General features: G+C 73.9%; 7 protein-coding genes. 3 read left to right on the top strand and 4 right to left on the bottom strand.

All coding sequences use genetic code 11. From position 1 onward, the window contains the following. Positions 1-40 precede the first annotated feature (40 nt). From OHT61_RS21340 to OHT61_RS21325, 4 genes are all read right to left on the bottom strand, one after another. The gene (locus OHT61_RS21340) at positions 41-1435 is read right to left on the bottom strand and encodes a dipeptidase (protein ID WP_329040426.1); all 1395 of its coding nucleotides are present in this window, start codon (positions 1433-1435) and stop codon (positions 41-43) included. A gap of 10 nt (positions 1436-1445) precedes the next feature. Continuing rightward, positions 1446-4967 carry a UvrD-helicase domain-containing protein gene (locus tag OHT61_RS21335; RefSeq protein WP_329040425.1) on the bottom strand — a complete coding sequence of 1174 codons (3522 nt, stop codon included), beginning with the start codon at positions 4965-4967 and terminating at the stop codon, positions 1446-1448. Between the two features lie 60 nt (positions 4968-5027). Next, positions 5028-8534 (bottom strand): ATP-dependent helicase, encoded by a 3507-nt coding sequence (locus OHT61_RS21330; RefSeq protein ID WP_329040423.1) that lies wholly within the window; start codon positions 8532-8534, stop codon positions 5028-5030. A 390-nt stretch (positions 8535-8924) separates the two neighbouring features. After that, positions 8925-9344: an MGMT family protein gene (locus OHT61_RS21325; protein ID WP_329040422.1), complete on the bottom strand. Its 420-nt coding sequence runs from the start codon at positions 9342-9344 to the stop codon at positions 8925-8927. 219 nt (positions 9345-9563) lie between these two features. Between OHT61_RS21325 and OHT61_RS21320 the strand changes: the two genes are divergently transcribed. From OHT61_RS21320 to OHT61_RS21310, 3 genes are all read left to right on the top strand, one after another. Next, positions 9564-12383 carry a lysylphosphatidylglycerol synthase domain-containing protein gene (locus OHT61_RS21320; protein ID WP_329040420.1) on the top strand — a complete coding sequence of 940 codons (2820 nt, stop codon included), beginning with the start codon at positions 9564-9566 and terminating at the stop codon, positions 12381-12383. 77 nt (positions 12384-12460) lie between these two features. Continuing rightward, positions 12461-14056, top strand: coding sequence for an alpha/beta hydrolase (locus OHT61_RS21315; RefSeq protein WP_329040418.1), 1596 nt, complete (start codon positions 12461-12463; stop codon positions 14054-14056). A gap of 73 nt (positions 14057-14129) precedes the next feature. Continuing rightward, positions 14130-15674 carry an alpha/beta hydrolase gene (locus OHT61_RS21310; protein ID WP_329040416.1) on the top strand — a complete coding sequence of 515 codons (1545 nt, stop codon included), beginning with the start codon at positions 14130-14132 and terminating at the stop codon, positions 15672-15674. The last annotated feature ends 17 nt before the right edge of the window (positions 15675-15691 follow it).

Raw genomic sequence — 15691 nt, 5'->3', positions numbered from 1 at the left:
GCTTCCTACTCCCCCGGGGGTGGATCGGGCGTTCAGAGATTCAGCGGAGTGCGGTGGCCAGCTCGCCCCACAGATGGGCGGTGGTCTCCACGCCCTTGAGGAGGAGGTCGAGCTCGACCTTCTCGTCGGGGCCGTGCCAGCCGTCGGACGGCACGGAGATGCCCAGGAAGAGGACGGGTGCGCCGAGTACGTCCTGCAGGTCGGCGGCCGGCCCCGAGCCTCCCTCACGGGTGAAGAGGATCTTCGTCCCGAAGGCCCGCCCCATGGCCCGGGCGACCGCCTGGAGGGCGGGGTGGTCCAGGGGTGTCAGACAGGGGCGGGTGGCCGGGGAGAAGGTGATCCGGTGCCGGACGCCGGCCGGGATCCTGCTCTCGGCCCAGCCGCGGACCTGTTCCTGGACGCGGTCCGGGTCCTGGCCAGCGACCAGGCGGAAACTGAGCTTCACCATGGCGGACGACGGGATGACGGTCTTGCTGCCCGCGCCCTGGTAACCGCCGCCGATGCCGTTGACCTCGGCGGTGGGCCGGGCCCAGACACGCTCCAGCGTGGAGTAGCCGGCCTCGCCCGCGGTGGCCTCCGAGGAGGCGGTGCGAAGCCAGGTGGCCTCGTCGAAGGGCAGCTCGGCGAACAGGGCCCGTTCGGTCTCGGTGAGTTCGGCGACCCCGTCGTAGAAGCCCGGGACCGCCACCCTGCCGTCCTCGTCGTGCAGGGCGGCGACGAGCCGGGCGAGGGCGGTCGCCGGGTTGGGCACGGCTCCGCCGAAGGATCCGGAGTGGATGTCCTGGCCGGGGCCGAAGAGCTCGATCTCGCACTCCGCGAGACCGCGCATGCCGGTGCAGACGGTGGGGGTGTTCTCGTCCCACATGCCGGTGTCGGAGACGATCACGGCGTCCGCCGCCAGCCGGGCCGCCCGCTCCTCGGCCAGCGCGCGGAAGTGCGGCGAACCGGACTCCTCCTCGCCCTCGACGAGGAGCTTGAGGTGCACGGCCGGGGTCCTGCGGCCCGTCGCCGCGAGGTGGGCGCGGACGCCGAGTGTGTGGAAGAACACCTGGCCCTTGTCGTCCGCCGCGCCCCGCCCGTACATCCGGCCGTCCCGGATCACCGGTTCGAACGGGTCGGTGCTCCAGCCGTCCTCGCGGGCCGCCGGCTGCACGTCGTGGTGGCCGTAGACGAGGACGACGGGTGCGTCCGGGTCGTCCGACGGCCACTCGGCGAAGACCGCCGGGGCGCCGGGTGTCTCCCAGATCTCGGTGACCGGGAAGCCGGTCTCGGCGAGCTTGGCGGACAGCCATGCGGCACTGCGCCGTACGTCCCCGTCGTGCTCCGGCTGAGCGGATACGGACGGGATGCGCAGCCACTCGGCGAGGTCGTCGAGGAAGGCCGTGCGGTGCTGCTCGGTGTACGTACGGACGGCGCTGTCCGGGGTGTCGCTCATGTTCATGAGCCTATCGGCCCCGTGGAGGTGGCTCGTCCAGCAGGAGCTTCTCCAGCTCCGCCCGGCCCGGCAGCCCGGTGGGCCTGACCGTCTCCCCGGTGCGCACGTAGAGGAAGGTCGCGGTGACCGTTTCCAGCGGCAGCCCGTGGAGTTCGGCCCAGGCCAGGCGGTACACCGCGAGCTGGAGCGGGTCGGCCGTGCGGTGGCGGGTGGTCTTCCAGTCGACGATCTCGTACGTGTCCCCCGTGCGGTAGACCGCGTCGATACGGCCGCGGATCACCCGGCCCCCGAGGGCGATCTGGAACGGCGCCTCGACGCGGTAGGGCGTGCGCCGGGCGTACGCCGTGCGCTCGAAAGCGTCCTTCAGCTCGGCGAGGTCGCGTTCGTCCGCGATCTCCGCGTCGCTTCCGTCGCCCCCGGGGAGTTCGTCCGGGCCGAGCATGGGCAGCGGCAGTTCCTCGAAGCGCGACTCGACCCATGCGTGGAAGCGGGTCCCCCGGCGGGCGGCGGGCTGCGGGGCCCGGGGCATGGGGCGGGCGAGCTCGCGGGCGAAGCCGTCGGGGTCGTCGGCGAGGTGCAGCAGCTGGGTCGCGGAGAGCGCGGAGGGGACGACGACGTCGCGGACGGTGGCGCGGGCGCGGCGCAGCTCACCGGCGAGGGCGTCGAGGTCGCGGTCCCAGGAGGCCAGGGTGCGGGCCTCCTCCGGGGTGAGGCCCGCGTCACCGGGGGTGCGGGCGGCGGGGACGTGCGGCGCGGGGTGCGAGGGCGGCGCGCCGTCACCTCCGGACGGCGCCCCGCCGGGGGCGGGGAGCGGGAGCAGGCCCTCGTCGGGGGACGGCTCGCCGTCCGGGAACGGATCGTCGTACGGGGCGGCGGCCTCGTCGTACGGCGGCTCCTCGTCCCCGTACGGAGGTTCCCCGGCCGGGTAGGGCGGTTCCTCCTCGTCCTCGTACGGCGGCTCCTCGTCGTACCGGCGCCGCGCGTGCTCGGGCTGCCCGTGCGGCGCCGGTGATGCGGCCACCAGGGCGTCCAGGTGGGCGAGGACGGTGTCCCTGGCGGCACGGCGGCGGGCCATGGCCGTGGCGTCCAGCGGGAGCGGCCATGCCTGGTCGGCCTCCTCCTCCTGGAGGGCCGGGTTCTCCTCGTCCGGCTCGGGCTCGTCCGCCCACACCTCGATCTCGCCGTACCCGGCCGCGCAGTGCTCGTACAGCGCGTCCAGGAAGGCGGACGGGCCGCGGGGCTTCTTCTGGGAGGGGCCCCACCAGTGGCCGGAGCCGAGCAGCAGGGTCCGGGGGCGGGTGAAGGTGACGTATCCGAGACGCAGTTCCTCGGTGCGCTGGTGCTCCTTCATCTCCTCCTTGAAGTCCTTGAGGCCCCTGGCGTCGAAGGACCGCAGGACCGGGAGCGTGTCTCCGTCGCCGCGCAGGGTGTGCGGGAGGACGTGGGACTGCGAGGTCCACGCGTCCCGGGACTGTGTGCTGGGGAACTGGCCGGTGACGAGACCCGGTACGGCGACGACGTCCCATTCCAGGCCCTTGGACTTGTGGGCGGTGAGGACCTTGACCGTGTTCTCACCGCCGGGCAGGGCGTTGTCGAGTCCCTTCTCGTACTGTGCGGCGGTGCGCAGGAAGCCGAGGAAGGCGAGCAGGCTCGCCTCCCCGTCCACCGCGGCGAAACCGGCCGCGACGTCCAGGAAGTTGTTGAGCGTCTCGCGGCGGCGGGCGGCCAGGGCGTGGGGCGAGGCGGAGAGCTCCACTTCGAGCCCGGTCGTCGCGAGGACGCGGTGCAGGACGTCCATGAGGGGGTCGGCCAGGGAGCGGCGCAGGTCGCGGAGCTCGGTGGCGAGACGGGCGAAGCGGACGCGGGCCTCGGCCGAGAACGGCAGCTGGTCGTCCTCGGCCCCGGCGGACTCCAGGAAGGTGTCGAGGGCGTCAGCGAGCGATATCACCTCGGACGGGTCGACGCCCTCGACGGCCTCGGCCAGGCGGCGCCCGGGGTCGGCGTCCTCGTCCCCCGGGGTGGAGCGGTGGACGAGGAGGCGCGCCCGGCGGCCCAGGAGAGCGAGGTCCCGGGGGCCGATGCGCCAGCGCGGCCCGGTGAGCAGCCGGACGAGGGAGGCGTTCGCACCGGGGTCCTGGAGTACCTCGCAGACGGCGACGAGGTCGGCGACCTCGGGCAGGTGCAGCAGACCGGACAGGCCGACGACCTCGACCGGGATGTCCCGGGCGACAAGGGCCGCCTGGATACGGGGGAAGTCCCCGGCGCTGCGGCACAGGACGGCGATCTCACCGGGTGCCGTGCCCGTCCGCACGAGGTGGGCGAGCGAGTCCCCCAGCCAGTCGATCTCCTCGGCGTGGGTGCGCAGGAGGGCGCATCTGACCAGTCCGTCCCGCTCGGCCCCGGGTGCGGGGCGCAGCGCCTCGACCCCCTCGTGCATGGCGCGCAGGGGCTCGGCGAGTCCGTTGGCGAGGTGGAGCAGGCGGCCTCCGCTGCGGCGGTTCTCGCTGAGGGAGTAGCGGGTGGCGGGGGTGCCGTCGGCGTGCGGGAAGTGGTCCGGGAAGTCGTCCAGGTTGGCCACGGAGGCACCGCGCCAGCCGTAGATCGCCTGGCAGGGGTCGCCGACGGCGGTGACGGCGTGCCCGGCCGTCCCGGCGTCGCCCCCGCCGCCGAAGAGCGCGGCCAGGAGCAGCCGCTGGGCGACGGAGGTGTCCTGGTACTCGTCGAGCAGGACGACGCGGAACTCGTCCCTGAGGATCGCGCCGACCTCGGGCCGGGTGAGTGCCAGTTCGGCGGAGAGGGCGATCTGGTCGCCGAAGTCGAGGAGGTCGCGGCCGCGCTTGGTGTCCCGGTAGCGCCGGGTCAGCCCGAGGAGTTCGCGGCGTGCCTCGGCCGTCTCCGGGATCTTCCGCAGGTCGGCGTTGGTGAGCCTGGCCGTCCCGAGCGCGTGCAGGAGCTCGGTGTCGTGCTCCGCGAGCCGGCCGGGGGGCACCAGGTGTTCGGCGAGCTCGGCGTCCAGGGCCAGCAGGTCGCTGACGAGGGTGGGGAAGGACCTGGTCAGTGCCGGGTAGGGGCCGGGGGCCTCGCGCAGCACGCGGGCGGCGAGCTGGTAGCGGGTGGCGTCGGCGAGCAGGCGGGTCGTCGGTTCGAGACCGATGCGCAGTCCGTGCTCGGTGAGGAGCCGTCCGGCGAAGGCGTGATAGGTGGAGATGCTGGGTTCGCCCGGAGGGTTGTCCGGGTCGATGACGTCCGGGTCGGTGACGCCGGCGGCGACGAGGGCCTTCCGTACCCGCTCGGCGAGCTCACCGGCGGCCTTGTTGGTGAAGGTCAGGCCGAGGACCTGTTCCGGGGCGACCTGCCCCGTCCCGACCAGCCACACCACCCGGGCGGCCATCACCGTCGTCTTGCCCGAGCCTGCTCCGGCGACGATCACCTGTGGAGCGGGCGGCGCGGTGATGCAGGCCGTCTGCTCGGGGGTGAAGGGGATCCCGAGGAGTTCCTTGAGCTGCTCGGGATCGGTGATGCGGGAGGACACTCCAGGAAGGCTAACCGGACGCGCCGACAACGCCGCCCCGCGCGGATTCCGCCGGGAAGGTCATTCGATGATCTGACGGCCTTCGGGCTGTGCGCTGCACGACGCCCGGAACGAGCAGTGGGTGCAGTGCTGGCCCGTGCTGGGGGTGAAGCGTTCGTCCAGGACCCGGCCCGCCGCCGTGGCGAGGAGGTCCGAGACCCATTCCCCGGAGAGGGGTTCCTGGGCCTGCACCTTGGGGAGGGCGTCGCCGCCCTCCTTCTTCGGAGCGGGCTGGCGCAGCTGCACGAGCTCCGCTCCGCCGGATTCGGGGCGTCGTCCGTCGAAGACGTCGTCGACGGCCCCTTCCCCGACAGCGAGCTGGTACACGGCGAGCTGGGGGTGCGAGGCCACCTCGTCCCTGGTCGGAGCCCCCTTGCCCGTCTTGAAGTCGACGACGTACGCCCGGCCCTGGGCGTCCTGCTCGACACGGTCCATGGACCCCCGGATACGCACCGCGTACTCGCCGGCTTCGAGGGTGACGTCGAAGTCGTGCTCGCTGGCCGCGGCGGTGCGGCCGGACCGGTCCATGACGTGCCAGCTCAGGAAGCGCTCCAGGGCCGCGCGCGCCTGGTCCTTCTCCTGCTGCGACTTCCACGGGGCGTCGAAGACCAGGCCGTCCCAGACCGAGTCGAGCCGTTCCATCAGCACGTCCAGATCGGCGGCGGTCCGTCCGGAGGCCACCTCGTCCGCCAGGACGTGGACGACGTTGCCGAAGCCCTGCGCAGCCGTCGCCGGGGCGTCGGCCTTCACCTCACGGCCCAGGAACCACTGGAGGGCGCAGGTGTTGGCGAGCTGGTCGAGCGCGCTTCCGGAGAGCGCGACGGGGCGCTCCCGGTCGCGGAGCGGGACCTCCGAGCGGGTCGGGTCGTTCAGCCCCCACCAGCGGTGCGGATGGGCGGCCGGTACGAGCGGCTGGCCCTCGTCGTCGCTGAGCGCCGCGAGCCGGGCGAGCCGCCGGGCCGCCGCGTCGCGCAGGGCATCCGAGGCTTCCGGGTCGACCGTGGTGGCCCGGAGTTCGGCGACGAGCGCGGCCACGGCGAGCGGGCGGCGGGGGCGGCCGGTGACGTCCCGGGGCTCGACGCCCAGTTCGGCGAGGAAGCGGGAGGGCTGGTCGCCGTCGTCGGCAGGGGCCTTGACGGCCGTGACGACGAGGCGGTCGCGGGCGCGGGTCGCGGCGACGTAGAACAGGCGCCGTTCCTCGGCCAGGAGCGCTCCCGGGGTGAGGGGTTCGGCCAGGCCGTCGCGGCCGATCCGGTCCGCCTCCAGGAGCGATCCGCGCCGGCGCAGGTCCGGCCAGAGCCCCTCCTGTACCCCGGCGACGACCACCAGGGGCCATTCCAGGCCCTTGGAGCGGTGCGCGGTCATGAGGCGTACGGCGTCGGGCCGTACGGCCCGACGGGACAGGGTGTCGGCGGCGATGTCCTGGGCGTCGACCTCCTCGAGGAAGTTGAGCGCGCCCCGTCCGCCGGTACGTTCCTCGGCCCGCGCGGCGGTGTCGAAGAGGGCGCACACCGCGTCGAGGTCCCGGTCGGCGTTCCGTCCGCCCGCACCGCCGCGCAGTGCGGCGCGTTCGAGCCGGCCGGGCCACGGGGTGCCGTTCCAGAGGGTCCACAGGGCCTCTTCGGCGGTGCCGCCGCCTTCGAGGAGCTCGCGCGCCTTGCGCAGGAGCGCGCCGAGGCGCTGGGCCCCCCGGGCGTACGCGGGGTCGTGCGTGACCAGCCGTTCGGGCTCTGCGAGGGCTCTGGCCAGCAGCTCTCCGGACGGCGGCGGCACGTGACGGCCCGCGGCCCGCTCCTCGTCCCGCAGGGCCCGGCCGAGGCGGCGCAGGTCCGCGGCGTCCATGGATCCGAGGGGCGAGGCGAGGAGGGCGAGGGCCGTCTCGGTGTCGATCCGGCCGGACCCGTCGGTCCCCGCGCCGCCGTCACCCTCGGCCGCGCGGTCCTCCGCGGTCCCGGCCGGCTCGGACAGCCCGGCCGGCTCGGACTGCGCAGGCGACTCGGATGGCTCGGACGGCCCGGACTGCGCAGCCGGCTCGGACCGCTCGGACGGCCCGGGCTGCGTAGACGGCCCGGACTGCGCGGGCGGCTCGGCCGCCCCGCCGGGCAGCGCGGCCGTCGCGACGGCCCGCAGCGCCGTCAGGAGCGGGGCGACCGCGGGCTCGTGGCGCAGGGGGAGATCGTCCCCGTCGACCTCCAGGGGGACCCCGGCCGAGGTGAGCGCCCGGCGCACGGCAGGCAGCGAGCGCCCTCCGGCGCGTACGAGGACGGCCATGTCACGCCAGGGGACACCGTCCTCCAGGTGCGCGCGCCGGAGCAGGTCGGCGATGTTCTCCAGCTCGGCGGAGGCCGTCGGATAGGTGTACGCCTCGACGCGGCCGCCCTCGCGCGTGGCGCCCGGCGCCCGGTGGGCGCGGACCCTGTCCGAGGGCAGACGGGTGAGCGGCATACGGCGGGTGAGCAGCCGGGTGGCGGCGAGCAGTTCGTCGCCCGAGCGGCGCGAGGTGGTGAGGACGCCGACGGGAGCTGGCGCTCCGTCGGCTCGGCGGAAGGCGTCGGGGAAGTCCAGGATGCCGTTCACATCGGCGCCCCGGAAGGCGTAGATCGACTGGTCGGGGTCGCCGAAGGCGATCAGGGTCCTCCCGCCGCCGCCACCGGGGGCGGGAGCGCCCCGGTTGCCGGCGAGCGCGTGCAGCAGGCGCACCTGGGAGGGGTCCGTGTCCTGGTACTCGTCGACGAAGACGGCGTCGTAGCTGCCGGCCAGCACCGCTGCCACCTCGGGGCGCTCCGCGAGGAGCACGGCGCGGTGGACGAGTTCGGCGTAGTCGAGGACGCCCTGGGCGTCGAGGACGTCCAGGTACTCGGCGAGGAACTGTGCGGCGGCGCTCCAGTCCGGGCGGCCGGTGCGCCGGGCGAAGTCGGCGAGGGCGTCCGGGCCGAGGCCGAGTTCCCGGCTGCGCGCCAGTACCGCGCGCACCTCGTCGGCGAAGCCCCGGGTGGTGAGGCAGGCGCGCAGCTCGTCCGGCCAGCGGACGTGGGCGAGCCCCGCGCCTTCCAGGCCGGTCTGGCCGGCGAGGAGTTCGCGGACGGTGACGTCCTGCTCGGGGCCGGAGAGCAGGCGCAGCGGGTCGGCGAACAGGTCGGCGTCCTGGTGGGCACGGACCAGGGCGTAGCAGTACGAGTGGAAGGTGGTGGCCTGCGGTCCCCGGGCGCCGCCGAGCCGGGCCGCCATCCGGTCGCGCAGTTCGACCGCCGCCTTGCGGCTGAAGGTGAGGACCAGGATGCGGGAGGGGTCGGCCCCTCCGGCAACGCGCCGGGCGACGGCTTCGACCAGCGTCGTGGTCTTGCCGGTGCCCGGCCCCGCGAGGACCAGGAGCGGGCCGTCCCGGTGGTCGGCCACGGCGCGCTGCGCGGCGTCCAGGGCGGGGGGCCGCGCGGAGCCCGGGGGTGTCCGCACCAGCCGGTACGCGCCCGGAGCCCGCCGCCGTGTCTGACGGTGCGGGCTGTTCCGGGTGGTGGAGGAGGAGCTCACGTGGATCGCCGGTCCTGGTGGGTGTACTGGTCTGCGCGGTGGTCCGGCCCGAAAGGTGGCGGCCGGGTGGTGGAGCCGGGGCTGTGGAGGCCCGGTGGTGACGGACGGCGGACGAGGGAGCGAATCCTGCCGCGTCCGGATGACGCTACGCCGTCCAAGGGACGTGCCGCAGCGGGAGCGGCGCCTCCGACGTCAGCCGAGAACCCGGTACGCCCCGCTCACCGGCCAGCCGCCTGTGCCTCCGGGGCCCGATGGCCGAAGCTGTGCGGTGTGAGCTTTCTCCCCCTCGCCCCGCACGACGGCCGCGCCCGCGTGCCGGTGGGCACCCGCACCCCGCGCACCTGCCGTGCCGGTATCGCCGTACCGGCGGTGGCCGCTCCCCTCCGGGCCTCAGTCACGGTCCGCGTCGCCGTCGTCGTCGGCCCGGGAGCCGCCGCCGGTGGTCCCGTCCCACCTGGCGCGCCGCATGTCGAGGCGCGGGAGGTGGCCGTCCGAGGAGCGGGAGGCGGCACGCAGCGGTGTGCCCTCCTCGCGGTAGTGGTCGAGCGCCCGCAGTTCGTGGCCGGGCAGCAGCGCCCCGTCGGCCCGCACCACGCGCCACCAGGGCACCGCGGAGCCGTACAGGGCCATCACCCGGCCGACCTGTCTCGGGCCTCCGTCGCCCAGCCACTCGGCGACGTCGCCGTACGTCATGACCCGGCCGGGCGGGATCAGGTCCGCGACGTCCAGGACCCGCTCGGCGTAGGCGGGCAGTTCGGGGGCCTGGGGCGGGGCACCCGTCCGCCCGCCGCCCGTCCGGTCTTCGCTCATCCGCCCCATCCTGCCGTACGCCACCGACAGCCGGGCCCGTCCCGAAGCGCCCCGGTCGCTCACCGCGCGGGCGCACGCCGAGGCGCGTGTGTTGCGCATCGCACCCGCGCAATGCACCCTGATGCCCCCCTCTGTCTGCGGGCCGTGCCACCATCGTGCGGGCGGTGACCGGTGATACGAGAACACGAAGATCCATCAGAGGCGACGAAGGAGCAGGGCGTGCAGCCACCGAAGGCGGCCGACGCCTCTGATGCGGAGTCGCGCCCGGATTCCTCCGGAGCACCGCCCGGCAGGCAGGACGGCTCCCTGGACGAACTCGCCGACGGCGACCGCCGCGCCAACGGGTCGCCGGAGGCCGGCGGCCCTCCGGAACAGCCCCGGGAGGGGGCGCCCAGGCCGCCCCGCGAGGGTGCGTCGGGCTCGACGCTGTCCTCCGTCGCGGCGCTGAGCGACCGCGTGTCGGGCGACGAACCGCTGCTGCCCGCCCGCGTCCACCGCCCGTCCGACCTGCTGCGGCTCCTCATCGGCGTCCTCGCGATCGCGCTGCTGTTCTCCATCGCGGCCTTCGCGCAGGGAACCACCACGGGGCTCGAGAACGACATCTCCAAGGGCACGGACCAGGCACCCGACCTGCTGATCAAACTCGCGGGCCTGGTGTCCAGCATCGCCGTACTCCTGGTGCCGGTCGCGTTCGCGATCGAGCGCCTGGTGAAACGCGACGGGCTGCGGATCGCGGACGGTGTCCTCGCCGCCGTACTGGCCCACGGCGTGACCCTGGCCACGGACCTCTGGGTGGCCAGATCGGCGTCCGGGACGATCCGGGACGCCCTGACCCAGCCTCAGCCCGGAGCGGCGCTGACCGATCCCGTCCACGGCTACCTCGCCCCGGTGATCGCCTACATGACCGCGGTGGGGATGGCGCGCAGACCGAGATGGCGGGTCGTGCTGTGGGTGGTGCTGCTTCTCGACGCCTTCGCGATGCTGGTCGGCGGCTACACCACACCGTTCTCGATCGTCCTCACGGTGCTGATCGGCTGGACCGTGGCCTACGGCACGCTGTACGCCGTCGGTTCGCCGAACGTCCGCCCGACCGGCCAGCACCTGATGGCAGGTCTGCGCCACGTCGGCTTCCGTCCGGTGGCGGCCATGCGGACCGAGGAGTCGCACGACAACCCCGATCAGGGCGACCGGGGACGCCGCTATCTGGTCACCCTGGAGGACGGGCCGCCGCTGGACGTGACGGTCGTCGACCGTGAGCAGCAGGCCCAGGGCTTCTTCTACCGCGTCTGGCGCAGGCTCACCCTGCGCAGTATCACCCAGCGCCGCTCCATCCAGTCCCTGCGCCAGGCCCTGGAGCAGGAGGCACTCCTCGCGTACGCCGCGATCGCAGCCGGGGCCAACGCACCCAAGCTGATCGCCACCTCCGAGCTCGGCCCCGACGCCGTGATGCTGGTGTACGAGCACATCGGCGGGCGCTCGCTGGACTCGATGGAGGACGAGGAGATCACCGACGATCTGGTGCGGGGCGCCTGGCATCAGGTGCGCGCGCTCCAGTCGCGGCGGATCGCGCACCGCACCCTCACCGGGGACTCGATCCTGGTGGATCGTTCCGGCACGGTGTTCGTGACGGACCTGCGGGGCGGCGAGATCGCCGCGGGTGACCTGATCCTGCGGATGGACGTCGCCCAGCTGCTGACCACCACCGGACTGCGTGTGGGTGCGGAACGGGCCGTCGCAGCGGCTCTCGCGGTCCTCGGGCCGGACGCGGTGGCCGACAGCCTGCCGCTGCTCCAGCCGATCGCCCTGAGCCGCTCGTCCCGGGCGACGCTGCGCAGGCTCGCCCGGGAGCGTTCGCAGCGCGAGCGCGAGGCGGTGCTGGAGGCCTCGCAGGCGGCCAAGCAGGCCAGGGCCGAGGAGCACGACGCCGCGGATTCCGGGGACCGCAAGGCCGTCCGCAAGTCGCTCCGCACCGAGAAGCAGGCGGAGAAGCGGGCGATAGACGATGCCCTCGAGGAGGCCCGCGAGGAGGACATGCTGGCGCAGATCCGGCGCCAGGTGCTGCTGATCCGCCCGCAGGCCCCCGTCGAACCGGTGCAGCTGGAGCGCATCAAGCCGCGCACCCTGTTCACCTTCATCGCGGGCTCCATCGCCGCCTACTTCCTGATCTCGCAGGTCACCGAGGCCGATTTCGGCACGGTGGTGGAACAGGCGGAGTGGGGCTGGGTGGCGGCGGCGCTGGGCTTCTCCGCGCTGAGCTACGTCGCCGCGGCCATGAGCCTGCTCGGCTTCGTGCCGGAGCGGGTGCCGTTCGGGAAGACGGTGCTCGCGCAGGTGGCCGGTTCGTTCGTGAAGATCGTGGCGCCCGCCGCGGTGGGGGGCGTGGCGCTGAACACCCGCTTCCTGCAGCGCGCGGGGGTGCGCCCCGGTCTCGCCGTGGCCAGTGTCGGCGCGTCGCAGCTGTTCGGCCTCGGCTGCCACATCCTCCTGCTGGCGCTCTTCGGGTACCTGACGGGCACGGAGAAGACCCCGGACTCGCTCACCCCGTCGAGGACGGTGATCGCGGGCCTGCTGACGGTCGCGGTGCTGGTGCTCGTGGTGACCGCGATCCCGTTCCTGCGGAAGTTCGTCGTCACCCGGGTGCGCTCGCTGTTCGCCGGGGTCGTACCGCGCATGCTGGACGTCGTGCAGCGGCCGCAGAAGCTGATCACCGGCATCGGCGGCATGGTGCTCCTGACGGGTCTGTTCGTCCTCTGCCTCGACGCGTCGATCCGGGCGTTCAGCGGGCCCGGCGTCCCCCAGCTCAGCTACGCCAGCATCGCGGTCGTCTTCCTCGCGGGCAACGCCCTGGGGTCCGCGGCGCCCACCCCCGGTGGTGTGGGCGCGGTCGAGGGCGCGCTGACACTGGGGCTGATCGCGGTCGGCCTCCCCAAGGAGGTCGCGGCGCCGGCGGTGCTCCTGTACCGCGTGATGACGCTCTGGCTGCCGGTGCTCCCCGGCTGGATCTGCTTCAGCCAGTTGACGCGCAAGGGGGAGCTCTAGAACACCCGCGCGAGGGCGCGCCACTCGCATGGACCGCGTCCCGCGCGGCCGGCCGCGTCCCGCCGCACGATGGGTCCATGTGGACCTCCCCCGCCCTGCGTGCCGCCGCCCTCGCCACCACCGCCACCGTGCTGCTGCCGCTGGCCGGATGCTCCGACGGCGACGACGGGGGATCCGGGACGTCGACGCCGACCGCCGCCTCGACCGCGGCCCCCACCGCGACGGCGGGGAAGCTGACCTCCCAGAAGCTCGACTGGAAGCCGTGCCCGGCCCCGAACGCGGCCCAGGGCACGGGTCCGGTCCCCTCCCCGCTGCCGGGCGGCGCGGCCTGGCAGTGCTCCTTCATGGACGCGCCCCTCGACTACGCGGATCCGGACGGCCGCACCATCGAGCTGGCGCTCATCCGTGCCGTCGCACGGAACCAGGACCGCCGGATCGGCTCGCTGATCTTCAATTTCGGCGGTCCCGGCGCCTCCGGGGTCGCGACGCTGCCGTCCTTCGGCACGGACTACGACACGCTCCGCACCCGGTACGACCTGGTGAGCTTCGACCCCCGGGGAATCGGGCGGAGCGAGGGCGTCGAGTGCTCCGACGACGAGACGCTCGACGCCCGCTACGAGAAGGACGGCACCCCCGACGACGCCGACGAGGAGAAGGCCTTCGTCGAGGACCAGAAGTCCTACATCGCGGACTGCGAGAAGAATTCCGGTGACGAACTCCCGTACGTCGGCACCACCAACGCGGCCCGGGACATGGACCTGCTGCGCCAGGTGCTCGGCGACGACAAGCTGTACTACTTCGGGATCTCCTACGGCACCGAGCTCGGCGGCGTCTACGCGCACCTGTACCCGAAGAACGTCGGACGGGCCGTCCTGGACGCCGTCGTCGACCCGACCGAGGACGCCCTGGAGTCCTCGCTCGGGCAGGCGGAGGGTTTCCAGCTCGCCCTGGACAACTTCGCCGCCGACTGCGCCGAGCGCGACGACTGCCGGATCCCCGGGGCCACCTCCAAGGAGGTCCAGGACTGGATCGCCGGCCTCCTCGCGAAGCTGGAGAAGAAGCCCGTCCCGGGACTGGGCGAGCGGGAGCTGACGGAGACCCAGGCCACGACCGGCATCGCCTCGGCCCTCTACTCCAAGGAGACCTGGCCTCTGCTGGAACAGGGGCTGGACGAGGCCGACGGCGGCAACGGCGGACTGCTGCTCGCGCTCGCCGACTCGCTGAACGGCCGCTCCGAGGACGGCCACTACGACAACTCCAACGCCGCCAACACCGCCGTCAACTGCGCCGACTCCAAGCAGCGCTACACCCTGGAGCAGACCAGGAAGGCGCTCCCCCGCTTCCGGGAGGCCTCGCCGGTCTTCGGTGACTACCTGGGCTGGGGCCTGACGGCCTGCACCGGCTGGCCCGTGACGGGCGCCTGGGTGACGCCGGACGTCAGCGCGCCCGGATCGGCCCCGATCCTCGTCATCGGCAACACCGGCGACCCCGCGACCCCCTACGCCGGCGCGAAGGCGATGGCGACGGAGCTCGGCAAGGGCGTCGGGATCGTGCTCACCTACAAGGGTGAGGGCCACGGGGCGTACAACAGCGGCAGCACCTGCGTGCAGAAGGCCGTGGACGGCTATCTGCTGGAGGGCAAGGTGCCCGAGTCGGGAACGGTCTGCGGGTGACCGCTCGTTGGACGGCCTGACAGCGGTACCCGGCAGGGTCCCGGGTCACCGGCGGGGGCGGGGAAGAATGCGGATGCGCGTACACGGAAGGGTCCGCGGCGCCGTGGCCGCGGCCTGCGCCGCACTGCTGACACCGGTGCTGCTCGCGGGCTGCGACGGAGGCCCGGCGTCTCCCCCGGAATCCAAGGGGCCGCGGGCGTCGGACGGCTCCCCGTCCGCAGCGTCCGCCTCGTCCGGGCCGCTGGACTGGAGACGCTGCGGGGCCCCGGAGGACGGCGAGGCACCCGGCCCGGCCTGGCGGTGCGCGACCGTCCGGGTTCCCCTCGACCACGCCGAACCGGACGGGAGGACGATCGGGATCGCACTGATCCGGAAACCGGCCACCAGGAAGAGCGAGCGGCTGGGTTCGATGCTCTTCGACTTCGGCGGCCCGGGCGGTTCCGGCGTCGGCATCCTGCCGCGTGCGGCCGACGCGTACAGGGAGCTGAACACCCGTTACGACCTGGTGGGCTTCGACCCGCGCGGGGTCGCGGCGAGCGAGGGGGTCCGCTGCCGTGACGACGAGGAGCAGGAGAAGAGCTACCGCGAGATCGACATGACCCCGGACACGGCCGCCGAGGAGGCCGCGTTCGTCGCCGACGGCAGGGCCTTCGGCGCGGGCTGTGCCCGGCTCTCCGGCGCGGTGCTCCCGCATGTCGGCACGACGAACGCCGCCCGGGACATGGACCTGATCCGCGCCGCGCTCGGTGACGAGAAGCTGTCGTACTTCGGCATCTCGTACGGCACGGAGCTCGGCGGCACCTACGCCCACCTGTTCCCCGAGCGCGTCGGGCGGGTCGTGCTGGACGCCGTGGTCGATCCGACCGCGGACTCCGTGGGCCACGCCCGCAACCAGGCGACGGGCTTCCAGCGGGCACTGGAGAACTACTTCCGGGACCGGGGCCAGGACCCAGGGGCGGGCACCCGGCGCACGGCGGCCCTCCTCCGGCGGCTCGACACCGATCCGCTGCCGACCTCCTCCGGCCGCGAGCTCAGTGAATCGCTCGCCGTCACCGGCATCGTGACGCCCCTCTACTCCAAGAGCGGCTGGCCGTCGCTGACGGCCGCACTCGACGAGGCCGAGAAGAGCGGCAGGGGAGATCGCCTGCTGGAACTGGCCGACTCGTACAACGGGCGCGACGCGGACGGGCATTACGGCACCCAGAACCACTCGCAGCGGGCGATCTCCTGCGCCGACACCCGGGCGAGGCCCACGGCCGCCGAGGCCCGTGCGCTCCTCCCCGAGTTCCGGAGGCTCTCACCCGTCTTCGGCCCGTTCCTCGCCTGGGACACGGCCGGCTGGTGCGCGGGGTGGCCGGTCGAGGGCGAGCACGACACCCCCGAGGCCTCGGCGCCGGGCGCCGCCCCGATCCTGGTCATCGGCACGACCGGCGACCCTGCGACGCCCTACGAGGGCGCGCGGCGGATGGCGGACGAACTGGGCGAGGGGGTCGGCGTCATGGTGACCAACAAGGGCGAGGGGCACGGGGCGTACGGCGAGAGCCCCTGTGTGACCTCGCTGGTCGACGCCTACTTCCTGGACGGAGAGGTCCCGGCGGACGGACGCACCTGCTCCTGACGCCCGAAGGCCACGGG

Origin of the sequence: Streptomyces sp. NBC_00178 (genome assembly GCF_036206005.1) — a bacterium.
In the GTDB taxonomy this organism is placed as follows: domain Bacteria; phylum Actinomycetota; class Actinomycetes; order Streptomycetales; family Streptomycetaceae; genus Streptomyces.
The sequence above is the reverse complement of the archived record's forward strand: the minus strand, read 5'-3'. Positions and strand labels throughout refer to the sequence as shown.